The sequence below is a fragment of the Flavobacterium taihuense genome (assembly GCF_019351435.1).
Classification (GTDB): Bacteria; Bacteroidota; Bacteroidia; order Flavobacteriales; family Flavobacteriaceae; genus Flavobacterium; species Flavobacterium taihuense.
In genome coordinates, this window is the sequence record NZ_JAHWYN010000018.1 from 68,176 (window position 1) to 93,928 (window position 25,753).

At 32.3% G+C, this 25,753-nt stretch carries 18 protein-coding genes; 11 read left to right on the forward strand and 7 right to left on the reverse strand.

The window, feature by feature from the left end:
* Positions 1-128: 128 nt before the first annotated feature.
* Both KZH69_RS16900 and KZH69_RS16905 read right to left on the reverse strand, forming a co-directional pair.
* Positions 129-830, reverse strand: a complete 702-nt coding sequence (locus KZH69_RS16900) for a LytR/AlgR family response regulator transcription factor (protein ID WP_219318660.1) — start codon at positions 828-830, stop codon at positions 129-131.
* The gene (locus KZH69_RS16905; RefSeq protein ID WP_219318661.1) at positions 820-1,860 is read right to left on the reverse strand and encodes a sensor histidine kinase; all 1,041 of its coding nucleotides are present in this window, start codon (positions 1,858-1,860) and stop codon (positions 820-822) included. The genes KZH69_RS16900 and KZH69_RS16905 overlap by 11 nt, the downstream gene beginning before the upstream one ends.
* Before the next feature lie 279 nt (positions 1,861-2,139).
* Here KZH69_RS16905 and KZH69_RS16910 point away from each other — a divergent pair, with 279 nt between their 5' ends.
* From KZH69_RS16910 to KZH69_RS16930, 5 genes are all read left to right on the forward strand, one after another.
* Complete coding sequence (locus tag KZH69_RS16910) at positions 2,140-5,205, forward strand: SusC/RagA family TonB-linked outer membrane protein (protein ID WP_219318662.1); 3,066 nt, start codon at positions 2,140-2,142, stop codon at positions 5,203-5,205.
* Between the two features lie 10 nt (positions 5,206-5,215).
* Complete coding sequence (locus KZH69_RS16915) at positions 5,216-6,799, forward strand: RagB/SusD family nutrient uptake outer membrane protein (protein ID WP_219318663.1); 1,584 nt, start codon at positions 5,216-5,218, stop codon at positions 6,797-6,799.
* A 362-nt stretch (positions 6,800-7,161) separates the two neighbouring features.
* Positions 7,162-9,099 carry a glucosamine-6-phosphate deaminase gene (gene nagB / locus KZH69_RS16920; protein WP_219318664.1) on the forward strand — a complete coding sequence of 646 codons (1,938 nt, stop codon included), beginning with the start codon at positions 7,162-7,164 and terminating at the stop codon, positions 9,097-9,099.
* Positions 9,100-9,229: 130 nt separating this feature from the next.
* Positions 9,230-11,302: a beta-N-acetylhexosaminidase gene (locus KZH69_RS16925; RefSeq protein WP_219318665.1), complete on the forward strand. Its 2,073-nt coding sequence runs from the start codon at positions 9,230-9,232 to the stop codon at positions 11,300-11,302.
* Between the two features lie 298 nt (positions 11,303-11,600).
* Positions 11,601-13,217 carry an ABC-F family ATP-binding cassette domain-containing protein gene (locus KZH69_RS16930; RefSeq protein ID WP_219318666.1) on the forward strand — a complete coding sequence of 539 codons (1,617 nt, stop codon included), beginning with the start codon at positions 11,601-11,603 and terminating at the stop codon, positions 13,215-13,217.
* Between the two features lie 74 nt (positions 13,218-13,291).
* On the opposite strand, the gene KZH69_RS16935 is transcribed toward KZH69_RS16930, so the two are convergent.
* Positions 13,292-13,468: a hypothetical protein gene (locus KZH69_RS16935; protein ID WP_219318667.1), complete on the reverse strand. Its 177-nt coding sequence runs from the start codon at positions 13,466-13,468 to the stop codon at positions 13,292-13,294.
* 255 nt (positions 13,469-13,723) lie between these two features.
* On the opposite strand from KZH69_RS16935, the gene pyrR reads away from it, so the two are divergent.
* The 6 genes from pyrR to KZH69_RS16965 all read left to right on the forward strand — a co-directional run bounded on the left by pyrR (position 13,724) and on the right by KZH69_RS16965 (position 17,972).
* Positions 13,724-14,263, forward strand: a complete 540-nt coding sequence (gene pyrR / locus KZH69_RS16940; RefSeq protein ID WP_219318668.1) for a bifunctional pyr operon transcriptional regulator/uracil phosphoribosyltransferase PyrR — start codon at positions 13,724-13,726, stop codon at positions 14,261-14,263.
* A gap of 68 nt (positions 14,264-14,331) precedes the next feature.
* Positions 14,332-15,258: an aspartate carbamoyltransferase catalytic subunit gene (locus KZH69_RS16945; protein ID WP_077375887.1), complete on the forward strand. Its 927-nt coding sequence runs from the start codon at positions 14,332-14,334 to the stop codon at positions 15,256-15,258.
* 9 nt (positions 15,259-15,267) lie between these two features.
* Positions 15,268-15,600 carry a ribonuclease Z gene (locus tag KZH69_RS16950; RefSeq protein WP_219318669.1) on the forward strand — a complete coding sequence of 111 codons (333 nt, stop codon included), beginning with the start codon at positions 15,268-15,270 and terminating at the stop codon, positions 15,598-15,600.
* Between the two features lie 129 nt (positions 15,601-15,729).
* On the forward strand, positions 15,730-16,638 hold the full coding sequence (locus KZH69_RS16955) for a ribonuclease Z (RefSeq protein ID WP_219318670.1): 909 nt from the start codon (positions 15,730-15,732) through the stop codon (positions 16,636-16,638).
* Between the two features lie 31 nt (positions 16,639-16,669).
* Positions 16,670-17,314, forward strand: a complete 645-nt coding sequence (gene pdxH / locus KZH69_RS16960) for a pyridoxamine 5'-phosphate oxidase (RefSeq protein WP_219318671.1) — start codon at positions 16,670-16,672, stop codon at positions 17,312-17,314.
* Positions 17,315-17,474: 160 nt separating this feature from the next.
* The gene (locus tag KZH69_RS16965; protein WP_219318672.1) at positions 17,475-17,972 is read left to right on the forward strand and encodes a CAP domain-containing protein; all 498 of its coding nucleotides are present in this window, start codon (positions 17,475-17,477) and stop codon (positions 17,970-17,972) included.
* Between the two features lie 68 nt (positions 17,973-18,040).
* Here KZH69_RS16965 and KZH69_RS16970 read toward each other — a convergent pair whose 3' ends face one another.
* From KZH69_RS16970 to KZH69_RS16985, 4 genes are all read right to left on the reverse strand, one after another.
* Positions 18,041-19,987 (reverse strand): OmpA family protein, encoded by a 1,947-nt coding sequence (locus tag KZH69_RS16970; protein ID WP_219318673.1) that lies wholly within the window; start codon positions 19,985-19,987, stop codon positions 18,041-18,043.
* Positions 19,988-20,036: 49 nt separating this feature from the next.
* Entirely contained in the window at positions 20,037-20,726 is a 690-nt protein-coding gene (locus tag KZH69_RS16975; protein WP_219318674.1) for a hypothetical protein, read from the reverse strand.
* Between the two features lie 91 nt (positions 20,727-20,817).
* A complete protein-coding gene (locus KZH69_RS16980) occupies positions 20,818-21,729 on the reverse strand; it encodes a PorP/SprF family type IX secretion system membrane protein (RefSeq protein ID WP_219318675.1) in 912 nt (303 codons plus the stop codon).
* Positions 21,730-21,869: 140 nt separating this feature from the next.
* The coding region (locus tag KZH69_RS16985; protein ID WP_219318676.1) for a CLIPPER-2 domain-containing protein at positions 21,870-25,753 on the reverse strand (3,884 nt) is incomplete at its 5' end.

Below are 25,753 nucleotides of genomic sequence, written 5' to 3' on the forward strand. Positions count from 1 at the left end.
TGTTAAGAATTTCAAAAAAAAATTTTCTTATATAAAGTTTTTCACTTTTATATAAACGACATTATTTCGTCAACAAATGGCGATTTTATTATGTTTTATGGCAATAAAGACCTGGTTTAATGGCGAAATTACTCGAGGATTTTGGTTTTTACTTCCTTACTGTAATTTCTGCCTATAGGAATTGTATAGGATAAAATTTGTATTCTGTTGCCTTCAATCGATTTCACTTTATTTAAGGCGATTGTATACGATTTATGAATACGCATAAATCGGTCAGCAGGTAATTCTTCGGTTAAGGAAGTTAATGATTTGTGTGTAATATATGTTTTTTCGGAGGTAACCACTTTAATGTATTCTTTCATTCCTTCCACAAAAAGAATTTCATCAATATTGATTTTTACCATTTTTTTATCAACTTTAATAAAAAGGTGTGGTTCGATACGATGGTTTTCAATTTTGATATTATTTTTTAAATTGTGTTCGGCTTCAATTTTGTGAATACATTTTATAAATCGAGGTAACGGAATGGGTTTTACTAAATAATCCAATACTTCCAAGTCATAACTTTCGGCAGCAAATTCCCTGAAAGCAGTTGTGATGACGATTCGTGTCTTGTTTTCAAGTAAACTTATTAATTCAAAACCGGTCATCAGTGGCATGTTAATGTCCAAAAAAACGGCATCGACACTATTTGAATTTATAAATTCGAGTCCTTCTAATGAATTGTTAAATGTTCCAATTATTTCAAATTCTGAAAAATTATCAAAATAATTGAGCAATACTTTTATTGCCAAAGGCTCATCGTCAATAAGTACGCATTTAATCTTCATTATATAAAGGTATTTGTATTTTGATAATATAAAAGTTGAATTTTATCATCTGTTGTATGATGAAATTAGTTTTAAAAATTAGTTTTAGTCTTTTCTTGGTATTAGACAGACCAATTCCTTTTTTAGGCTTTAAAGATGGTGAAATTACAAAATTATTTATTATTTCAAATTCGAGATTTGAATTTACGATTCTGAAATTAATTTTTATCTTTAATTTCTCGTTATTTACTCCTCCGTGTTTAAACGCATTTTCAATAAGCGAAATGAATAATAAAGGAGGGGTTTTTATATTGTCGATATCGGATTCAAGATTGATGCTAACTTCTACATTTTCAAATCGTAATTTTTCTATTTCAATGTAATTTTGGATATAATCAATTTCATTTATCAGTGGAACAAATTGAGTGTCATCTATTTCATAAAGAACATATTCCATTAAATTAGACAATTTAATGATCACATCAGGAACTTTGTCTGATGATTCCAATGATAAGGCGTATAAATTATTTAAAGTGTTAAAAAAGAAGTGAGGCTGAATCTGATTTTTTAAATATTTTAATTTTATTTTATTTTGATTCTCCATTATCGCTTTGTTTCGATCTCTTTCTTTTAACCAAGTTAGCATTAAGTAAATAGAAGAGGCAATGGCAAGAACATACAATTCCCCAATACAAACTGCTACTATATGATTTATTTCGAATGGTCTGTAATCGCGATTGGCTTCGGGCCAGATGTTTTTTGAAATTATGAAATAAGTAAGTCCTGTTTTTAACAAATACACGACACTTAAGCTTGCTAATAATGAAAAGGTATATTTGATATATTTCGATTTTAATACAAACAGAGGAATGAGTACTAATATGTTGAAATATACTAATGGAATGTGAAGCGCAAATTCTATAAGATTTGATTTGAATGAATAACTATAATCATTGAAATAAGCGCCCCATCGTAAGAAATTGAGTAAAAAGTAGATTACCCAAAACCACACATGATTTTTGAGTTTGATATCGAAGTTTATTTTTTTCATTTTAACACTTAAAATATAGTACTGAATAGAAACTCGGGTAGGGTACTGTTTTATTATGCAACAATAATCATTTTGTCATTAAAAAAGGTATTTTGCTGAATAAAAAGTTGTAAAAATGTCATAAAGATTAAAAAAACACACAAGAAAACGTTTTCGAAAAACGCATTATTGATTAAAACATGTCGTTGGTTTAAAAAGTAATGCTGTTGGTTTAATTTATTTTTTTGAAAGACACCTTCAATATAATTTTACAGTATAACTAACAAAAATAATTTAAAAATGAGAAAAATTTTTTTAATCGTGATGATTATTTTTACGACGCAAGTAACCCTTGCGCAGGTAAAAAAAATCAATGGTTTTGTTTCAGATGCGACGGGTACTCCGATATCTGGTGCAAATGTTAACGTAAAAGGCGAAACTAATGGTGCCTCAACTGATTATGACGGTAAATTTTCAATTGAAGTTAAACCGGGTTCAACATTAGTGATTTCATACTTAGGATATGAAACGCGAAATGTAGTAGTAGGAGAGTCTTCAACAATCGATGTAAAGTTGAATTCAGCAGCTTCTACTGCGTTGACAGAGGTAGTTGTAACTTCATTAGGGATTAAGAAATCTAAAAAATCGGTAACTTCGTCTATACAGGAAATAAAAGCTGAAGAACTTGTTAGAGTTAAGGATGCTAACTTAATGAATACTGTAGCAGGAAAAATAGCAGGTGTTGCAGTTACTAAAAGTGCTTCTGGTACTGGTGGGTCAACAAAGGTTGTGATTAGAGGAAATTCATCTTTAACAAATAATCAGCCTCTTTATGTTATTGATGGTGTTCCATTGATGAGTTCAAGTACGTCTCAACCAAATGAAACTTTTGGTAGTTTGGCTGGAGGTAATACAGACGGTGGAGATGTTATTTCTCTTTTAAATCCAGATGATTATGATGGAATGACAGTATTAAAAGGAGCTTCGGCAGCGGCATTATACGGAAGTTTAGGTGCAAGTGGAGTTATTTTGTTAACTTCTAAAAAAGCTAAATCACAAAAAAGCAATTTGAAATTCTCATCTGTTACTACTTTTGATCAAGCAGCTTATTTACCTAAATTTCAAAATCAATATGTAGCTTCTTCAGCAGCTGGAGCTTCAACAACTTGGGGTAAAAATCCTGATGGAACTTATACTAAAGGAAATTTTAAAGATGAAGTTGAAGATTTTTTCAAAACAGGTTCAACACAAATTACTTCTTTGGGATTTACATCAGGTACTGATACATCTTTTACAACATTAACTTATGCAAATACTACTGCTTCAGGTATTATTGAAGGGAATAAGTTAAATAAAAATAATTTTGGAATTAACCAAGTCAATACATTTTTAGATAATAAACTTACAGTAACGGCAAATGCAAATTATGTAAGTCAGAAAATAAATAACAGACCAGTAAATGGATTCTATTTTAATCCAATAACTGCTGTTTATTCGATGCCAAGAGGTGGAAATTCTTTGGAATATTACAAACAAAATTTTGAGGTTTTTGATCCTTCAAGAAATTTAATGGCTCAAAATTGGATCACTACCCCAAATGAAGATTCACAAAATCCATTTTGGTTGATTAAGAGAAATGCATCAATAAACGAAGATAGATTTTTCAAAGGGCGATTAAGTTTGGATTATACGGTTAATGATTGGTTTACTTTATCTGCAAGATATAGTTACGATCGCTTGGAATCAATTTTTGAAAAAGAAATATATGCAACTTCAGCTACATCGCTTTCTCACATCAATGGTACTTATATCAATGTTAATACTGTTGGTTCTCAGAATTATGGTGATTTATTAGCTAAATTCAATACTAATATCAACGAGGATTTTAGCTTCAACGGAATTCTTGGAACAAGTTTTTCTAAAACGGCTAATGGTTCTACAATATTAAACTCTGGCAGAGGAAGTGGTGGTTTAGTATACGCTAACTGGTTTACATTAGGAAACTTTGTAAATAATTCAGAAAATCAACAAGTAGCAGGTGGTAATAAAGAAATTCAATCTGTTTTTTCAACAGCAAATTTTGGATATAAAAACTATTTATTTCTTGATGTAACTGGTAGAAATGATTGGTCATCATCATTGGTAAACACAGATACAAACTCTTATTTTTATCCATCAGTAGGTTTGTCAGGAATTATCAGCGAAATGACTAAAATGCCAGAATGGATTAGTTTTGGTAAAGTTCGTGCATCTTGGGCCGAAGTTGGAAATGATTTGCCTTCTTATTTGACAACTCCTTCGTCTACAATTGTTGGGGGAATTCTTGTTCCACCATCTGTAGGACCAAGACCAGGGTCTTCTTTGAAACCAGAAATGCAAACTGCATGGGAGTTTGGTACTGAGTGGAGAATGTTTAATAACAGACTTGGATTTGAATTCACTTATTATGACTCAACTACTGATAATCAATTGATTACTGTTGCTGCTCCTTCTACTGATCCAAATGGATATACAAATTATGCTTACAATGGAGGAAGTGTACAAAATAAAGGTATGGAGATTATCTTAAATGGTAGAATCATTCAAAAAGACAAATTTTCTTGGGATGCTACTGTAAATTACTCTCAAAATAAAAATATAGTTACTGGAATTCCTGAAGAATTAGGTGGTCAAATTGTTTTGACTCCATCTGGTTCGAACAACTACCGTTATGTGTTGAATGAAGGAAGACCTTTTGGTATAATCGAAGGTAAAAATATCTTAAGAAATGCAGATGGTAAAATTTTATTAGATGGTACAGGAAATGTTCAATTAACAGATTGGGAAGAAGTTGGTAATGCTAATCCTGATTTTATGTTGGGTTTATCAAATAATTTTAAATACGGAGCTTTTAATTTGAATGTACTTATTGATGGTAGATTTGGCGGTGAAGTAATGAGTTTGACTGAAGCTATAAATGATTATAATGGAGTTTCAAAAGCTACAGGAGATGCTAGAAATAATGGCGGTGTTGTTAATATTGATGCTGTGCAAGCTGATGGTGTAACACCAGTTACAACAATGGATGCTTTTCAATATTATAATAATGTTGGTGGAAGAAATAAAGCTACTGGAGAATATGTGTATGACGCTACTAATGTAAGTGTTAGGGAAATTTCTTTGGGGTACACTTTTAATACTAAATCTTTACCTTTTTTACAATCAGCTAGTTTGTCTTTAATAGCAAGAAATTTATTCTTTATATATAAAGATGCTCCTTTTGATCCAAATATTGCATTAAGTTCAGGTGAAGGTTTGCAAGGTGTTGATGTGTATGGTATGCCTTCTACAAAAAGTGTAGGTCTTAATTTAAATGTAACTTTCTAATAACAAAATCATGATATTAAATAAAATAAAAACAACCGCTATCTGTATTACTTTGCTTTCGGCAGTAAGTTGTACATCAGATTTTGAGAGTATAAATACTAATCCTGTTGGAGCTACTAATACTGAACTTGAGCAAGATTATAATACTATTAAGGCGCCGTTTTCACCAATGTTCAGTAATGTAATCTTACTTACTGCTTGGCCATACCAAATTTATCAAAATTTACAAGGAGATATTTGGTCTGGGTATATGGCTACTCCAACTGGTTTTGCAAATGGGAATAATCCTCAGTATAAACTAAATAGTGGGTGGAATAATCAAGCATGGGAATCTGCTTATAGAGGTGTTATGTCTAATGCTTTGAAAGTGAAACAACAAGCTGAAGGTAAATACGACGAATTTTATTACATGTCTTTAATTATTAAAGTACAAGCAATGCATAGAATTGCCGATATTTATGGACCATGTGTATATTCTACTTTTGGGGCTTCTAATACAACAGTATTCCTGTATGATTCACAAGAAGATGTCTACAAACAAATGTTCGCCGAATTAGATAAAGCAATAACTGGTTTGACTCCAATTGCAAAAGCTAATTCTGCTGCAAACAAAATTTCTCTGTTTGCCTCTTCAGATGTTTCATCTTATGGTGGTGATTACTCTAAGTGGGTAAAATATGCAAATTCATTGCGTCTTAGATTAGCTATGCGAATTGTAAAAGTAAATCCAGCAGAAGCTCAAAAACAAGCTGAGTTAGCTGTTGCTCAAGAGTTTGGGGTTTTAACAGCTAAAGCGGATACGTTTACACTTCAACCTAAAAACTATAGCAATCCTATATCAGATATTAGCCAAGGTTGGGGAGATATCAAAATGTCTGCTGATATGGAATCTATTATGGGAGGGTATAATGATCCAAGATTGTCTGCATTCTTTTTGACTTCCAAACAATTTCCAGGCGAGTATAAAGGTATTCGTACAGGTATTCAAATTGCAAATAAATCAGATCGTCAAGATTTTTCTTCTGTGAATGTTAAATCTACAGTTTGGATGACAACAGCAGAAGTTTATTTCCTAAAGGCTGAAGGAAAATTAAGAGGTTGGAATATGGGCGCTGGTACAGCTGAAAGTTTATACGAAGCTGGTGTGACTGCATCATTTGAGCAACATGGTGTTTCTGGAGCTTCTACTTATTTAGCATCTACAAGTTTGCCTAAAAATTATGTAGATCCTGTAGATGCAGGAAACAATGGTGTAGCTGTAAATACAGTTCCAGTGAAATATAATGCAACTGCCTCTAAAAAAGTACAATTGCAACAAATTATTACCCAAAAATGGATAGCAAACTTTCCTGAGGGGCAAGAAGCTTGGTCTGAATATAGACGAACTGGTTTTCCTAAATTATTCCCTGTACTTGTAAATGCTAGTGCTGGAACAATTGATTCTGCTTTAGGTATTCGTAGAGTTAATTTTGTAGACTCTGAGAAATCTGGTAACCCTAAAGGGGTTGAAAGTGCTCTTCCTTTATTAGGAGGTCCTGATAATGGAGGTACTAGACTTTGGTGGGACAAAGATGTAGAAATTATCCAAAATTAATAATAGTTATTTTATATTCCAGACAGGTGAAAACTTGTCTGGATATAAAAAAACAAGAATTGAAAAATGATGCTGCAAGATTTTTTAATTGATTTTAAAGGTTTTATAACCAATCGCTCTGATTTGTAAAGTGATTTTACTTTGTTTTAAGAGCTTATTACTATCGAAATTTCTTTTTATTTTTTATGAAATAAAATTTACATATAAAAACAGAACTATAGAGTTTTGTTTCAAAATACAATGAAAAGCAAGAATTTAATTTAGAAACAGAAAAGATAAATATTTCATTTTTAATATTTTAATTGCCAATTATTATTTAAATTGTTACTCCTTATAGATTAAAAATATATAATTATAAAAACATGAGAACTACATCAATTAAAGGTAATGAAATAAGCTTCAAAAAAGCAGGTCAGTTTGAAGATACCCGTTTTGAAAAAATCCACAACGTAATTTTTAAAAATTCAACGGATGCTTCAATAATCGTTGCTCAAGAGATTGCCGATTTAATTCGTTCGAAACAAGAAAAAAATAAAAAGTGTGTATTAGGTCTGGCTACTGGTTCTTCACCAATAAAAGTGTATCAAGAATTGGTTCGTATGCACAAAGAGGAAGGATTGAGTTTTGATAATGTTGTGACTTTCAATCTGGATGAGTATTATCCTATGCCAAAGGAAAGCAACCAAAGTTATTATTATTTCATGCACCAGCATCTTTTTAACCATGTTGACATCAGACCTGAAAACATTAATATACCAGACGGAACGGTTGCTTTGGAAGATCTGAACCAATTTTGTGTAGACTATGAAATGAATATTAAAAATGCCGGAGGATTGGATTTTCAATTGTTGGGAATTGGTCGTACGGGTCACGTTGGTTTTAATGAGCCGGGTTCGCACATCAATTCAGGAACCAGAATTATCACTTTGGACCATATTACCAAAGTAGATGCTTCGGGTGATTTTAACGGAATTGGGAATGTTCCCAAAAAAGCAATTACGATGGGTGTTTCGACAATCCTTCGTTCCAAAAGAATTGTTTTGATGGCTTGGGGACAAAACAAAGCTTCCATTATCAAGAGAACCATTCAAGGTGAAATCAGTTCTGAAGTTCCTGCTACTTTTCTGCAAAATCACAACAATACCACATTTGTATTGGATGAAGGTGCGGCTTCGGAATTGACCAGATTGGAAACCCCTTGGTTGGTAGGGGAGTGTATTTGGACAGAACAGTTGAAAAACAAGGCAATCGTTTGGCTTTGCCAACATACCAATCAATCAATTCTTAAATTAACCGACAGGGATTACAACAACAACGGAATGTCCGATTTGTTGGCAGCCGGAAGTTCATCATATGATTTGAACATCAATATGTTCAACGTGTTGCAGCATACCATTACGGGATGGCCGGGAGGAAAACCCAACACGGATGATTCTCACAGACCGGAAAGAGCAAATCCTGCCAAGAAAAGAGTAATTCTGTTCAGCCCGCATCCAGACGATGACGTTATTTCGATGGGAGGAACATTTGCCAAATTAATCAAACAAGGTCACGATGTGCACGTAGTGTATCAAACCTCAGGAAATATTGCAGTTACTGATGATGAGGCATTGAAGTTTGCCGAAGTGTGCAATGATTTTGTCGAAAAAGATAAATCAGGAATCAATTTCCAAGCTGTAATTGATTTTATTAATTCTAAGCCATTAGGGCAAAGCGATTCTGCCGAAGTACGTAAATTGAAAGGATTGATCAGAAGACGAGAGTCCTACGCGGCAACAAGATATATTGGCTTAAAAGATGAAAATACTCACTTTCTGGACATGCCATTCTATGAAACAGGAATGGTTCAAAAAAGTCCTTTGGGGCCGCAAGATATTGCCATTGTGAAAGAAATCATCGAGAGAATCAAACCGCATCAAGTATTTGCCGCAGGGGATCTTGCCGATCCACACGGTACACACGAAGTATGTTTGAATGCTATTTTTGCTGCCATGAAAGCATTAAAATCGAAACCATTCATGAATGATTGTTGGTTATGGCTGTATAGAGGAGCTTGGCACGAATGGGATATTCACGAAATTGACATGGCTGTTCCATTGAGTCCGGATGAAGTAATGTTGAAAAGACAGGCCATTTTATACCACCAATCCCAAAAAGACAGAGTGATGTTCCAAGGAAATGATTCGAGAGAATTTTGGGTTAGAGCCGAGGATCGAAATAAAAATACGGCAAAATTATACGATAAATTAGGACTTGCCGAATATGAGGCGATAGAAGCTTTTAAACGTTTCGAGTACTAAATACCACTTTTTGTTTTGAGTGTTTATTAGAGGGCTAGACTCTAAGTTTTCATATGAATTCTTGAGTTTAGCGCTTGTTTTAAGCTGATTTTTTGAAATTCAGATTTTTAATATCCTTTTTATTTATATAATGAAATACATCATAATTTTTTTATTTGCCTCTATTATTTCATCAGCTCAAATTAGTAAAGAGCAATTAAATATTATGCCGTGGCCTCAAAACATTTCGCTTTCAGAAGGTACATTTCCATTGACAAAGAACTTCAAAGTGAATATCACTGGAACTCCAAATTCAAGGATATTTATTGGTGTCACAAATTTTTTAAGACGATTGGATGGAAGAACTGGTTTGTTCTTCAACCAAGGCTTTGTGACAGGTTTAAATGAAGTTCCTGATGCTGAATTGCAAATCAATTGTGTTCGAGCTGGAAAAATTGAATTGTATGAAGATGAAAGTTACTTATTGAATATAACTGCTAATAAAATAACTATAAATGCAACAACAGACGTAGGTGCTTTGCATGGACTGGAAACCTTGTTGCAACTGTTGCAAAACAATAGTAAAACCTTTTATTTTCCGACTTCTAGAATATCCGATTTCCCAAGATTTACTTGGAGAGGGTTAATGATTGATGGAGCAAGACATTTTATGCCTGTTGATGTGATAAAGCGCAATTTAGATGGAATGGCATCAGTAAAGATGAATGTTTTTCATTGGCATTTAGTGGATGATCAAGGTTGGAGAATCGAAATGAAAAAACATCCGAAACTGATTCAAATGGCATCGGATGGAAATTATTATACACAAGAAGAAATAAAAAGTGTAGTGAAATACGCTTCGGATAGAGGAATTTTAGTAGTTCCAGAAATAGATGTTCCAGGTCATGGAACGGCTATATTGACTGCTTATCCAGAAATAGGAAGTAAAGTACTGAACTTGCATTTGAATTCTGGTGAAAAAGGACAACAGTTAACACAAGTACAATCGTATAATTTAGAAAGAAATGCGGGAATTTTTTCTCCAACGTTGGATCCTTCAAACCCAAAAACATATGAGCTGTTAAGTTCTATTTTTGATGAAGTTTGCCCATTGTTTCCTGGGAAGTTTTTCCATATTGGCGGAGATGAAAATGAAGGCAAAGATTGGGACTCTAATCCCAAAATTCAGGAATTCAAAAAGAAACATAATTTAGTAAGCAACCATGAATTGCAAACGTACTTTACGATGCAATTGATTCCGATGCTCAAAAAGCACAATAAAGAACTAATAGGATGGGAAGAAATTATGACAAAAAATATGTCCAAAGATGCTATTATTCATTCTTGGAAAGGAACTAATGAGGGGGTCTCTGCAGGTAAATCACTAGTTGATGCGGCCAAGGGTGGTTATAGGACGATATTATCTAATGGATATTATATTGATTTGGTTTTTGGAGTTGAAGATCATTATACCGTTGATCCCATGCCTAAAAATACCACATTGACTGATGCCGAAAAGGCTAGAATTTTGGGAGGAGAAGCTACTATGTGGACAGAATTAGTGACTCCAGAAACTATTGATTCCAGAATTTGGCCTAGAACAGCTGCTATTGCCGAACGTTTTTGGTCAAATGAAAATGTTACCGATATCAATAGTTTACGCAAAAGATTAAATACAGTTTCTTTTAGATTGGAAGAATTGGGGTTGACACATCTTAAAAGTAAAGAAGGATTGTTGAGAAATATTAGTAACAATCAAAAAAATGAGGCTTTGCTTGATTTGTCAAATATTTGTGAACCACTCAAAAGATATTCAAGAAATGGCGCAGGTACCGAATATCAAATGTATTCACCATTGACTTTATTTGCCGATGTCTGCACTCCAGATGCGTCGGATGCTTTGGTATTTAATGAAGCTGTAACTAATTATTTAAATAATAAAACAAATGATAATCAATTAATAGTTATTGATTATTTAAATAAATGGATTAAGATGCATAACAACTTAAATACGTTGAGTAATAATGCACCTCTTATTCAACCGCTTTTGCCTTTGTCTAAAAGTTTAAGTGACATATCTGAGCAACTTTTACTTAAAATAAATAAAAAACAAACAATAGATGCTTCAGTATTGGATGAATTACTGGAGAAATGTAATTCTAAAGAACATGCCGATGTTGAATTAGCGGTATATAATAGCTTGAAAAAGTTAGTTCAAGCTTAGTTTCAATTCAAAAATTAAAGTTGTAATAGTTAAGATTGAGTTTGGTTATTTGTATTTTAATATGATTTCTTTTTTTTGAATTAGTGTTGTTTTTCTGTGAAAACAATGTTTTTAACCTGGTAATTCGTTACCAGGTTTTTTTGTTTTGACTTGTTTTATCTTCAAAAGTATTTGCATAATTGGTCTGTTGCCAAACATAAATATTTCAAAAATGAGAGATAAACAAATTGTTGTTTTGATTGAAAAAAAATAGACATTTTTTTGTATTTTTGCACAAAATTTTAATAAAGAGACATTCATGTTAACAGTCAATAATTTATCAGTTCAGTTTGGCAAACGAATTTTGTTTGACGAAGTAAATACAACCTTCACACACGGAAATATTTATGGAGTTATTGGAGCCAATGGTGCTGGAAAATCAACTTTTCTTAAGATAATTGCAGGTGAAATGGATCCAACTTCGGGTCATATTCATTTGGAACCAGGTAAGCGTATGTCAGTTTTGAATCAAAACCATAATATGTTTGACGAACATACGGTATTGGAAACCGTAATGATGGGGAATAAAGTCTTGTATGCTGTGAAAACAGAGATGGACGCCCTTTATTTGGATTACAATGATAAAAATGCCGATAGAATAGGGGAGTTGCAAGTGCAGTTTGAAGAGATGAATGGATGGAATGCCGATTCGGATGCTGCTTCAATGCTATCCAATCTTGGAATTACAGAAGACAATCATTATACGTTGATGGCAGATTTGGAAGGAAAAGTCAAAGTGAGAGTGCTTTTGGCACAAGCATTGTTTGGAAATCCAGATTTACTTATTATGGATGAGCCTACCAATGATTTGGATTTTGAAACCATTGCTTGGCTTGAGAATTTCTTGGCAAACTATGAAAACACAGTAATTGTAGTTTCACACGACAGACACTTTTTGGATTCAGTTTGTACACATATATCCGATATTGATTTTAGTAAAATAAACCATTATTCAGGGAATTATACTTTTTGGTATGAATCCAGCCAATTAGCGGCTAAACAACGTGCACAACAAAATAAAAAAGCCGAAGAAAAGAAACAAGAATTAGAAGAATTTATACGTCGTTTTTCTGCGAATGTGGCCAAATCAAAACAAGCTACTTCTCGTAAAAAAATGATTTCAAAATTGAATATTTCAGAGATTAAACCTTCTAGCCGTCGTTATCCAGCTATTATTTTTGATCAAGAGCGTGAAGCGGGAGATCAAATCTTAAATGTTCAGAATTTGAGCGCTTCTGTAGATGGAGAATTATTGTTTAAAGGAGTAGATTTGAATATGGCGAAGGGAGATAAAATTGTTCTTTTCTCTAAAGATTCGCGCGCTACTACAGCTTTTTATGAAATATTAAATGGGAACCAAAAAGCAGATTCTGGTACTTATGATTGGGGAGTTACGACCAATCAGGCTTATTTGCCTGGAGATAATCATTCTTTCTTTGAAAATGATTATTCTCTTGTAGATTGGTTGCGCCAATGGGTAAAAACAGAAGAAGAACGGGATGAAGTTAATATTCGTAGTTTTCTAGGAAAAATGATTTTTTCTGGAGAAGAAGCATTAAAAACCTGTAATGTGTTGTCAGGAGGAGAAAAAGTACGTTGTATGTTGTCTCGAATGATGATGGAAAGAGCTAATGTTTTGATGTTGGATGAACCTACGAACCACTTGGATTTGGAATCGATTACAGCATTCAATAATTCATTGAAAAACTATAAAGGTTCTGTAATTTTTACTACACATGATCATGAGTTTGCTCAAACAGTAGGTAATAGAGTTATCGAGTTGACTCCAAATGGCGCTATTGACAGATATATGACTTTTGATGATTATCTTGATGATGAAAAAGTTCAAGAATTAAGAACTAAAATGTATTCTTAATTGTTTCAAGCACAAAATAGATTAAAACTCCCGTCAAATGCGGGAGTTTCTTTTTTATATATTGATAATTTTGATTAATCGTTGTTCTTAAAAAAACTGCTTACTATAAATATAATAACTGCAATAATTGCGATTACTATAAAAATCCCTACTCCCATACCGGCTTTAAATATTCCTCCAATGACTTCACAACTATTCATAGTAAAGAGAATGGTGAAAGCAATTAAGAATTTTGTGAATTTGTTTTTCATGAGATTTTTGAATTTATGTTTAATTTTAAATAAAATTAAGATTAATGCCGTTTGAAACTGTTATATAATTTATTAGTTATGTTTCATTATTTAGCATATATAGCTGAAATATTTAAATTTTTAGCATGTAAATCCTAAATCGGAATTTGTATATTTGCTTAACCAAATCTACGGATGTTTTGAAATTGAATAAAGCATTTTGAAAACTACTCAGATAACGCCGTAAATCTTTTTAAAAACAAATAATTGCTAAATATGAATCAAAAAGTGTTACTCAATTCAAAAGAAGTCAATATTATTTTGAATCGTTTGGCTTGTCAATTAATTGAAAAACATCTTGACTTTTCTGATACTGTTTTGGTAGGAATTCAACCTAGAGGTACTTTTTTGGCAGAACGATTGAAAACATTGTTAGAAAATGAATATCACATACCGAATGTATCTTTGGGATATTTGGATATCACTTTTTTTAGAGATGATTTTCGAAGAACCAACAAACCTTTGGAAGCCAATAAAACACAAATTGATTTTTTGGTAGAGGACAAGAAAGTGATCTTTATTGATGATGTATTATATACAGGTCGCAGTATTCGTGCGGCTTTGACAGCCATTCAGTCTTTCGGTAGGCCATCTGGAATTGAGTTATTGGCATTAATTGATCGTCGTTTTAGCAGAGATTTGCCCATTCAGCCAGATTACCGCGGACGACAAGTAGATGCAATTAATGGCGAAAAAGTAAAAGTTTGTTGGGCTGAGCAAGATGGAGAAGATGGCGTTTATTTGGTGACCAATTAGATTTGGAAATTCAAAAATAAACAGAACTCCATATTAATAATTATAAAAATCTGAAAATCTAAACAATAATGAGCGAATTAAGTGTAAATCATTTATTAGGTATTAAATATATTAATGAAAATGATATTAACCTGATTTTTGAAACTGCCGATCATTTTAAAGAAGTAATTAATCGTCCAATAAAGAAAGTACCTTCTTTAAGGGATATTACGATTGCTAATATTTTTTTTGAAAACAGTACACGAACAAAATTATCATTTGAATTAGCTCAAAAACGTTTATCAGCAGATGTTATTAGTTTTTCAGCTGCTCAGTCTTCAGTAAAAAAAGGAGAAACATTAATTGATACGGTTAATAATATCCTTTCTATGAAAGTGGATATGGTAGTAATGCGACATTCAAATCCTGGTGCTGCTTATTTTTTATCCAAAAACGTTAAGGCAAGTATTGTAAATGCTGGTGACGGGGCTCATGAACATCCAACACAAGCCTTATTGGACAGTTATTCAATCAGAGAGAAATTAGGAGATGTAGCAGGAAAAAAAGTAGTTATTGTTGGTGATATTTTGCATTCGAGAGTGGCACTTTCCAATATATATGCCTTGCAAATGCAAGGTGCCGAAGTTAAAGTTTGCGGTCCCAAAACACTGATACCAAGATATATTGAATCACTTGGAGTTACAGTTGAACCCAATTTACGTAAAGCGCTTGAATGGTGTGATGTAGCTAATATGTTGAGAGTTCAAAATGAAAGAATGGATGTTAATTTTTTTCCATCAACTAGAGAGTACGCTCAACAGTATGGAGTTGATAAAGCTTTACTGGATTCCCTCGATAAAGAAATTGTAATTATGCACCCAGGACCCATAAATCGGGGAGTTGAAATTACAAGCGATGTAGCCGATTCTCAACAATCGGTGATTTTAAATCAAGTAGAGAATGGAGTTGCAATTAGAATGGCAGTTATCTATCTTTTGGCTTCAAAAATCCAATAAATAAAGACTATGAAAGTTACTACAAAAGGACACACAATCATAATTAAAGACACTGAGGGAGATATTGTGGAATTTTTGGATAAAGTTGATAACCAATATAATAGTTTTAAAGATTATAATCTTATTTTGGATATTTCACATGACAAATCAGTTGATGTAAAAAATATTAAGATTTTTTCTGACTTAGCCAAGAAACATAAAAAAGTAAAAAAATCATTGGTTTTTGTTGTTGAAGATATCGATTATAATAAAGTTCCAGCATCCATAATTGTTGTTCCTACGCAATTGGAAGCGCAAGATTTAATTGAAATGGATGAAATTGAAAGAGATTTAGGTTTTTAAAATTGTTTAACCGTTTATTTGTTTAATCGTTTAAATTTAAATTAGGTTAAAACTGGTAAAGTTTATTGTTTCGACAAATAAGCAATTAAACAAAAAAAACGATTCAACAAATAAACAAATTGACTAATTTTGAAACTTACCATCTTAGGCTGTTATGCCGCCACTCCACGCACTTTAACCAATCCCACTTCTCAAGTTTTAGAAATTAAAAACAGACTTTTTTTAATTGACTGTGGAGAAGGAACCCAAGTTCAATTGCGTAGAAACAAACTGAAATTTTCAAAAATCAATCATGTTTTTATTTCTCATTTGCATGGAGATCATTTTTTTGGATTAATAGGTTTGATATCGACTTTTGCACTCTTAGGAAGAACAACGGATTTGCATATTTATGGACCAAAAGGAATTAAAGAGATAATTGATTTACAACTAAAATTATCAAATTCGTGGACTAATTATCAATTATTTTTTCATGAATTGGAATCAAAAGAATCTGAAATTATTTATGAAGATGAAAAAGTAATTGTCCAGACGATTCCTCTTAAACACCGTGTTTATACCAATGGATTTTTATTTCAAGAGAAAATAAGTGAACGCAGACTTGATTTGAATGCCGTGCATGATTTTGAAATAGACACTTGTTATTATCAAAATATTAAGAACGGAAAAGATATCACACTTGAAGATGGCCGCATTATTCCAAACCATAAATTAACTTTTGATCCAATTCCCGCTTTGAGTTATGCATTTTGTTCGGATACAAAATACAATGAAGATATAATTCCTTTAATAGAAAATGTGTCTGTTTTGTATCATGAATCTACATTTTTGCAATCAGAAGAAGCGTTGGCACTGAAAACGATGCATTCTACAGCAAAAGAAGCCGCCAAAATCGCATTGAAAGCAAATGTTAAGCAGTTAATTTTAGGCCATTATTCTACACGTTATGATAGTATTGATTTGTTTAAAGAAGAAGCGGAAATTATTTTTAAGGAGGTACTATTGGCAGAAGATGGTAAAAGCTTCGATTTTGAATAATTGTTTTAGAAAATTTTAAGTTTAAAAAAAGATGAAGGATTTAAGTAACTATAGAAAATCATACGAAAAAAGTGAATTATTAGAGTCTACCATTCCGGAAGATCCTATAAATCTTTTTAACAGATGGTTTCACGAAGTGGAAGATTTTGAAGGTACGGGAGAAGTCAATGCAATGACAGTTTCTACAATCGGATTGGATGGTTTTCCGAAATCACGTGTCGTGTTATTGAAAAAGTTCAATGAAGACGGATTTACTTTTTATACCAATTATAATTCTGAAAAGGGTAGAGCCATAGCCAATAATTCAAAAGTGTGCCTTTCTTTTTTTTGGGAAAGTTTTGAACGCCAAGTAATAATAAAAGGGATTGCTCAAAAAACATCTGAGAATAATTCCGATGGTTATTTTGAATCCAGACCAGATGGTAGTAAATTAGGTGCAATTGTTTCCAATCAGAGTGATGTTGTTCCTTCTCGAGATTATCTTGAAGAAAGTCTTAAACAATTAGAAAAAGATTTTGAAGGAAAGGAAATCCCCAGACCCAAACATTGGGGTGGTTATATAGTGAGTCCCTTAGAAGTCGAATTTTGGCAGGGAAGACCTAATCGTTTGCATGATCGAATTAGATATACTCTTGAAGATGATTACTCATGGAAAATTTCTCGTTTAGCACCGTAGTGTAAGAATATAGTATGATGTTTTGCGTTATTCGTGCAGTTCATCGATTTTATTTGGTAGTTTAAAGATTAGTGACTTTATTTGATGAATAAAAAAAGCTAAACCATTAACATTAAAGGAGTTTGCCCCCAAATCTACTTTAAATTTAAATACTATTGTTATGAATTCGAAATTGTTTCGGGTGTATTTTTTTGCTGCCCTATTGTGTTTTATCGTTTCATGTACTGCTGAGGATAATGATACAGAAAGTTTAAATGAATCGGCTGTTGTGAATTATGATTATAGTGCTGTAGAATTAGAGACGATGGCTTTAATAAATAATTATCGAGTTAGTATTGGTTTAAAATCTTTGGAAAAAATAAATTATATTTCTTATAAATCAGAAGAGCATGATAATTATATGATTACTAATAATGTTGTAAATCATAATGATTTTGAGGCACGTTCAACAAATATTATGAAAGTTTTGGGAGCAAAAACTGTAAGCGAAAACATAGCTTATAATTATAATAGCGCCAAAGGAGTATTTGATGCATGGTTAAGAAGTGAAGGCCATAAAGAAAATATAGAAGGTAATTTTACTCATTTTGGTATTTCAATTAGAGAAGATCCTAAAACTGGTGAAAAATATTATACTAATATTTTTGTGAAAATTTAGAAATACAACTTTAATTATAAAAAAAAACTACACTATTTAGTGTAGTTTTTTTTTATGTTTTAAAATTTTTATAGAGCAGTAATGATAAATTCGCTGCGTCTGTTTTGCTGATGTTCTTCTTCTGTACATTTTATGCCATCAGAACAGTTGTTAAATAATTTTGTTTCCCCATATCCTTTACTGCTTAATCTACTAGGATTTATACCGTTTTGGATTAACCAATCTTTTGTTGATTTGGCTCTTCTTTCAGATAAGGCATCATTATATTTAAATGAAGCGCGGCTGTCAGTATGGGAACGAATATCTATTTTCATGTTAGGATATTGTCCCATTACATCTAGTATTTTAGCTAAATCTAAAGCAGCTTCAGGTCTAATGTTGGATTTATCTAAATCAAAATAAATCCATTTGATGCCAAAACATTTACCTAAATCATCACCTACAGCCACTTTGCATAGAGCTTTCTCAAAAGCTAAATTTAATTCAGTTTTACAGTCGTTTGCAGGAATTGCAATTGTTTTTTCGGTAGTGGTATAGTCCTCTTTTTCAGCTCTTACACTGTATGTCTTTTCATTTTCTACGTTAAATGAAAAACTTCCTTTTTCGTCAGATTCGATTGATTTTATTATTTTATGTTGGTCGTCATAAAGAGTTATTTTGGCATTTGTAAGTATTTGTCCTGTGGCTAATTCTGTAATTAATCCATTCAATTCCGGTTTACATTTTGGGATAAGCCTTTTGGTTTCCAAAAATTGATAAATATCATCGTATCCTTTTCCTCCATCTCTATTGGAAGAGAAAAAACCAATTCTATTTTGTGTGTTTATTAAATACGCAAAATCATCTTTTGGAGAATTGACGTCGGCTCCTACATTTTGGACTTCATCAAAAGTTCCATCAGGTTTTATTTTTGATACGAATATATCCAATCCTCCAAGACCAGAATGTGTATCTGATGCAAAATAAATTTCATTTTCTTCACTTACAAAAGGAAATGTTTCTTTCCCTGTAGTATTGATCGTTTTCCCTAAATTTTCGGGAGCCCCATAAGTACCATCGCTATTGATACTAACTTTAAAAATGTCGGATTCACCTAATGTTCCTGGCATATCCGAAACAAAGTATAATGTTTTTTCATCTGGACTAAGTGCTGGATGTGCTGTGCTATAATTATTACTATTAAACGGTAATTCGATAATATTTGCCCAATCATTATTTTCAAAGGAGGCTTTATATATTTTTATTAAAGTAATTTTATTTTCATCTTTTCCTTTTTTTCCATCCAAATAATTATTTCTCGTAAAATACATAGTTTTTCCGTCTCTAGTGAAAACTGCACTAGCTTCATGAAACTTAGACTTGACATTTTTCGAAAATTTATTCACTTTGGAAGGTGTTAATGAATCACCCGTTAAGTTAGTTTCGTACAAGTTTGTAAAGTATTGGTCTGTCCATGTATGTTTTCTTTGCCCTAAACTACCTGTATCTCTAGAAGAGGTAAAAACTAATTTATCATTATAAAATGAACTTCCATAGTCAGAGTATTTAGAGTTAACCCCACCATCTTTTATTTTATATCTACCGGAATTAGCTTTTATTTTATCTAAGTAATTCACTTCCTTAATATACGATTCACCTTTACTGGAGTTATCCGATTTTTGATTGTAAATTTTGAGCATTTCATTAGCTTTATCAGTTTGACCAACTGATCGTAAACAATATGCATATCTATAATAGTATACTGGATCTACATTTGTGGTTAAAGCAAATAGTTCATCATACCATTTAACGGCTTTATCTAGCTCTGAGTTAAAGAAATATGCATTACCTAATTTTTGATACATATCAGGTGATTTATATCCTTTTTCGGCTACTCTTTCATACGTTTTTATGGCATCAATATACGCATAGTTGTCATATTTTTTATCTGCACTCGATACTTTCGCTTTTTGGGCATAAATGCATAATGAAAAAAGATTGAGTATCGTTAGGTAAAGTACTGTAATGTTTTTCATAATAATTATTTTTAGAGATCTATAAATGTCTTCTTGATTATTGGTAACATTATTTACTAGCTTTATTACTAGAAAATTGATTGAATTTCTTTAAAAATTCGTTGGACAGTTCAATCTTACCCATTGCTTTTAAAGCGATTGAATAGCGATAATAATATTCAGGTTCTAAGTCAGTTGTCAAACTGAATAGTTTACCATAGCATTTTTCTGCTTTATCTAATTCATCATTAAAAAAATAGGAGTTAGCTATTTTTTTTAACATATCTATCGATTCATATCCTTTGTCAGTTACTCTTTCATAGGTTTTTATAATATCGATGTAAGCATATGAATCTGTTTTTTTGGGTTTATCTGAGATTGACATTGCGGTTGAACTTTCAATTTTCTTTAATGTGTCTGATTTAAGAATAGGCTCAATGTGTTCAACTGGTTCTTCATCTTCATACACGGGGGTTATTGTTCGTTTGTTATTTGGACCTAAATCATAAGTTCTAATTAGCTTCGGATTTGTTACGTCGTATACAGTTTTGAAACCTCCAAATTTCAAGGGACTGATTTCTTCTACATGATAATATTTAATTTTCTTTGTAGGATTATAAGTTTTCCCATTCTTAAGATTTGTGTTGCTTTTAGATTCTTCAGGTTTTTTTTGATTTAAATAAACCACATTTTTTTGCGTCCAACTGTTGAATGAAGATAAACTTATAATTAGTGTGTAAAGGAGTATTTTATTTTTCATGATATTTAGTTTAAAAAAATTCAACACCTTTTATTATGAACTTAAGATTCAATTTCAACATCCTTATTTATTCAAAAATGAGTTTAACGTATTAGAAGAATCTAGGAGTTATCATTTTGCTGTTTTTCTTAAATATTTCATAGCGTAAGAAGATCTCATGTGAACCTGAGTTATAGTTATCTAGTTCAGTAGTTTCAAAATCATAAGAATATCCAACATAGAAACCATCAGAAATTTGAAAGCCAACCATTGCACTCATAGCAGCACTCCATCTGTAAGCTAAACCAGCGGTTAATTTTTCATTGAACATGAAATTTGCTGAAACATCTACTTGCAAAGGAGAGCCTTCGACAAGTTTAGTCATAAAAGCAGGCTTGAACTTTAGAGAAGGACTTAATTCGAAAACATACCCACCAATCAAATAATAATTCATTTTTTCTTTATAAATAGCTACATCGTTGTCATTATAAGCATCTGTTTCTAAAATATTTGGAATAGAAAATCCAATATATGCTTTGTCTGAATGTAAATAAAGTCCAGCACCAATATTGGGTGAAAATTCGTTGTCAATATTTTGAAACTGAGGATCAGTTTGATCACTAGGATTTAATTTAGCTATATCTATACTAAAAAGATTTGCGGTTCCTTTTATACCAAAGGAAAGTTTGAACGATTCAGATACTGGGAGTGTATACGATATATCAGCTGATAATGCATTGGAAGTTGAGGGACCAATTTCATCGTTTACTATAGAAAGGCCTAACCCTAATTTGCTATTATTAAACGGTGTGTTTACTGAAACTGTATTAGAAACTGGGGCACCATCAAGACCTACCCATTGAGTACGATGTAATGCAAAAAAACTTAGTGCACCTCTAGATCCCGCATAGGCAGGATTTACATTAATTGTGTTGTACATGTATTGAGTATATTGAGCATCTTGTTGCGCAAAACCAGCAATGGCTGTAAACATCATAACGATAGAAAATAATTTTGTTTTCATAGTAGATATTTGTTAGTTTAAAATAGCTATTTTTTTTATAGCTTAGTTTTGAGGTTTTAATATTTTTTCTTGTATTTTTTTATGGAAAATTTTTACAATACTCTGAGTGTTTTAATACTCAGAGTATTATTATTTGTATCTTATTTGATTAAATATAGATAACCATCTTTTTTAACATTTGATGTTTGACCGAGCCCATCAACGGCATCATAACTTAGTATATAAAAATAAGTTCCAGTTGGTAAACCTTCATTTTTATTAATTGTTGTTCTACCTTCTGAGCGCCCTCTAAAAGCATTAGCATCATTGTCATAATTATCTTTTTCGAAAACTAACACTCCCCAACGGTTAAAGATTTCAACTTTAAAGTTTTTGAAACAAGCGTTGTCTTCTAAGTTTTCAATACGGAAATAATCATTTCTTCCATCTTCATTTGAAGAGAAAGCATTGTGTACAATTAGAGTTTTACATGGAAGTACAATACAATTACTTTTAATATCCATTATTAAAAATATGCTTTTTGGGCAATCACCAGTAATTTTATACTCATATTTGTATTTTTTTACAGGTAATCCAAAGGCATTTAAAAGGTTACCATTTAAGCCTCCTGAATTTTCAGAATCAATCCATGTTCCATTAGTAGGGGTGCCTGTAGGTAAATATTTTGATAGGTCTACAAGAGTTATATCATCATTACATATTTTATCTTCAGGAGCAATAGTAATTGGTTCAATTCCGGCAACATTTATTGTAATTGTTGCAGTGTCGCAATTTGTAGGATTTGCAGCTTCACAAACTTGATAATCGAATGTATATTCTCCTGCGGCAATTCCATTAGTTAAAGTGATATTTCCGTTACCATCAATTTCGATATTTTGACCTAAAGTGGTTAATAATTTAAATTTAAAATCACTAATATTTGCTGGAGCTCCATTTAATAAGTCATTAGTTAATGCGTTTCTAATTTCATCAAGTATAGAACATTGTGTTACGCTAAATGTATCATTTGTTGCTTGTATATTTGCAAATGTTTTACAAATAATACCAAAGTCAATGTCTAAATTTACTTTATTTGCATTTGTTAAAGAAGCTGCTTGAGGATTCTGATTTGTAGGTCCGCAAACTTCAAAGCTTGTTGGTTTACCAGTTTTTGGTGAATTTGTATTTTTGCTAGTATTTGGTATTGTTTTTACTAACCCAGTGGCTCTCATTGCTGAAGATTGTGCTTCTAAGTTGGAATCCATTTTCAATTCAACTGTGTAATCTCCGAAAGCTCCAAGCGGTGGTCTGTTTCTCCAAAAACCTTGTATTCCAATAATAACACTTGCGTTGTAATTATTAGGACCAGTTACAAATACATTTGGAGATTTTGCATTACCAAAACCGGCAGCATTTAGTTCACCAACATTGATTGCTCCTTTGTAACTTCCATCACCATTAAGGTCAATCCATTCCCATTTGCTATAATCAAATGATCCATTAGCATCTGGTATATTTTGGGTAATCAGATTATCATTATTAGCATCAAACCACTCATCTTGAATACCATTGTCATTTGCATCATACCATACAAAATCTCCTAAGACAGGTAAATTAGATTTGTCATATCCAAAATTGTGGAATTGGTAAACACAAATTTCCAAAGTAGTAAAGAACAAACTTGAATCTACAGGATACAATTGGTAAGCACTATTTAAATTAGCATCTTGTACTTGTAGTAAATAATCTCCAGGAGCCATTCCTGTAAAATTATAGTACCCTTGTGCATTGGTAATTCTAATTAAAATTGGACCAGGTGTAGTTCCCTGTGGAATTAAGGTTACCGGAACATTTGCTAGAGGAGTGTTTGTTCCCGCATTGAAAACAATACCAGCCATTTTTGTAGTATTATTACAAATGACATTTATGGTTACAGTTGCTGTATCACAATTTCCTTGGTCAGCATTTTCACAAATTTGATACACGAGAGTGTAAATTCCAGCGGGTGTGCCATCTTTCAAATCTATTGAACCGTCTGCATTCATCGTCATATAACCTGTAGCATCGGGTGTTACTAAAGTCAAAGTAATATCGGCTGGATTTACTGCAACGGTATTCAAAGTATCATTATTAAATACGTTAAGAACATTTGTTGCGCCATTTATTCCATCTATCGGACCAGCAGTATCATCTACAGCATCAATTTTAAATGTTGGTCTAGATGTACATATTGGATCTGATGGTGGATAATTTGCTATTACTGTTTGACTTGGATTTAATGTGAATGTTATTGAAGCAGTTGGTCTAAGGTTTTCAAAGCCATCAGCTCCTTCAATCCATTTGTTGTTAACCAAAATCCAACCTGGCCAATCAATTCCATTACCGTTTGCATCAACAATTGCACCTGGCCATACTACTTTTCCATTTAATGGTAAGTTGGTCATGGTCGTAACTACATTGTTGTTACTATCTGTCCATGTTAATGTTAATCCATTTACTGGAGTAAAATTATTTGCAGTAGTTGTATAACTAAAGTAAGGAATGTCATTGATACAAATTCCTTCTCCAGAAACAGTCATACTAGGCCCTTCAATTGTAACAGTTACTGTGGCAGTATCACAATTGGTACTGTTTAGTTTTTCACAAATTTGATAAGTCATTGTTTGCATACCTACAGGAGCGTCAGGCAATACATCTATTGAACCATCAGGATTCAACTGTAAGAAAGGATTTGATGTAACAGTTGTCAAAATAACATCGACAGATTTTACAGGAGATACGTTTAAAGTATCATTAGTGAAAACGTTGATTACATTTGGTGTAGTTTGATTTACGCCAACAATTGTACCGGCATTATCATTAACAGCATCAATTGGATTTGCTTTTTCGTTAACTGTTACAGTGTCTTCTGCAGTAATATGAGTATTACTTTCAGCTTTTGCAATATTAGTAACAGAGCCGTTATTCAAATCTTCTTGAGTTACGGTATAGCTTTGTGTATATTCTGAGCTAGCACCTGGTGCAAGTATTTCTATAATTGTATCTAAATTTGTTAATGGGTCTTTTACAGTTATTTGATTTAACGTTACATTACCCGTATTTTTCACGATTATGGTGTACTTAATTACATCTCCAACAACACTATAATTAATAGTTGACGTCGTTTTTATAAGCTCTAATTTAGGAGATTGAGTTAGTGGTGTAATAGTACAACTAGGACAATCAGTTGTTATTGGACAAGTTGCACAAGGTGTAGGGTCATATGAAATACTTGTTACATCTTTGTTTTCAGGGTCTTTAGCTTTAGCTATTGCCACGTTGTATACATATCCAAGATCAATATCACTTTGAGTAATAGCATGAGTTCCAGAGAAAGTTGTTGTGTTTGTTTCACCTGCGGCTAAAGTTGATATCGCTCCTGTAACAATTGCATTTTCATCGTCAATTGTTATATTTGTAAGAGTTACTGTTCCTGTGTTTTTAACGACGAAGCTATATTTTACATCGTCTCCTACATTAGTTATGCCATCTTGATTGCTATCTACATAGGTGTCTTCTTTAATAATATTAATACTTGACTCTGTAATGGTAAATGTATAATTTGCTTTACAATCATTATTATCAGTAATTTCTACTATATATGAGCCATTCGATAAATTTGAAATATCTTCTGTTGTGGCTCCGTTTGACCATGAGAAAGTATAAGGTTCTGTTCCACCTGAAACGGTAAGATTGATAGTCCCGTTGCTACAAGCAATACAGTTATTGTTATTTGTAATTACTGCTGTTGCTGTTAAAGCCGCTTGTGGTTGTCCAATGGTTACGTTACAGCTTGTTTTATATCCTAAATTGTCGGTAACGGTCACGGTATGATTGCCTGCGTTTAAGGCAATTGCTTGTGCAGTAGTTTCTCCGTTGTCCCATAAATAAGTGTAGCCAACATTTCCGCCAACGGCAGTCACTGTTGCTGTACCATTGCTGTCTCCATAACATTTAGCAGGAGCGTCTTGAACAATGCTACAGGATAAAACATCAGGTTGTGTGA

What these genes read in the sequence shown, in the direction of transcription:
- KZH69_RS16900 (WP_219318660.1), bottom strand. Translation starts at nt 830, where the DNA reads ATGAAGATTAAATGCGTACTTATTGACGATGAGCCTTTGGCAATAAAA.
- KZH69_RS16905 (WP_219318661.1), bottom strand. Translation starts at nt 1,860, where the DNA reads ATGAAAAAAATAAACTTCGATATCAAACTCAAAAATCATGTGTGGTTT.
- KZH69_RS16910 (WP_219318662.1), top strand. Translation starts at nt 2,140, where the DNA reads ATGAGAAAAATTTTTTTAATCGTGATGATTATTTTTACGACGCAAGTA.
- KZH69_RS16915 (WP_219318663.1), top strand. Translation starts at nt 5,216, where the DNA reads ATGATATTAAATAAAATAAAAACAACCGCTATCTGTATTACTTTGCTT.
- nagB (WP_219318664.1), top strand. Translation starts at nt 7,162, where the DNA reads ATGAGAACTACATCAATTAAAGGTAATGAAATAAGCTTCAAAAAAGCA.
- KZH69_RS16925 (WP_219318665.1), top strand. Translation starts at nt 9,230, where the DNA reads ATGAAATACATCATAATTTTTTTATTTGCCTCTATTATTTCATCAGCT.
- KZH69_RS16930 (WP_219318666.1), top strand. Translation starts at nt 11,601, where the DNA reads ATGTTAACAGTCAATAATTTATCAGTTCAGTTTGGCAAACGAATTTTG.
- KZH69_RS16935 (WP_219318667.1), bottom strand. Translation starts at nt 13,468, where the DNA reads ATGAAAAACAAATTCACAAAATTCTTAATTGCTTTCACCATTCTCTTT.
- pyrR (WP_219318668.1), top strand. Translation starts at nt 13,724, where the DNA reads ATGAATCAAAAAGTGTTACTCAATTCAAAAGAAGTCAATATTATTTTG.
- KZH69_RS16945 (WP_077375887.1), top strand. Translation starts at nt 14,332, where the DNA reads ATGAGCGAATTAAGTGTAAATCATTTATTAGGTATTAAATATATTAAT.
- KZH69_RS16950 (WP_219318669.1), top strand. Translation starts at nt 15,268, where the DNA reads ATGAAAGTTACTACAAAAGGACACACAATCATAATTAAAGACACTGAG.
- pdxH (WP_219318671.1), top strand. Translation starts at nt 16,670, where the DNA reads ATGAAGGATTTAAGTAACTATAGAAAATCATACGAAAAAAGTGAATTA.
- KZH69_RS16965 (WP_219318672.1), top strand. Translation starts at nt 17,475, where the DNA reads ATGAATTCGAAATTGTTTCGGGTGTATTTTTTTGCTGCCCTATTGTGT.
- KZH69_RS16970 (WP_219318673.1), bottom strand. Translation starts at nt 19,987, where the DNA reads ATGAAAAACATTACAGTACTTTACCTAACGATACTCAATCTTTTTTCA.
- KZH69_RS16975 (WP_219318674.1), bottom strand. Translation starts at nt 20,726, where the DNA reads ATGAAAAATAAAATACTCCTTTACACACTAATTATAAGTTTATCTTCA.
- KZH69_RS16980 (WP_219318675.1), bottom strand. Translation starts at nt 21,729, where the DNA reads ATGAAAACAAAATTATTTTCTATCGTTATGATGTTTACAGCCATTGCT.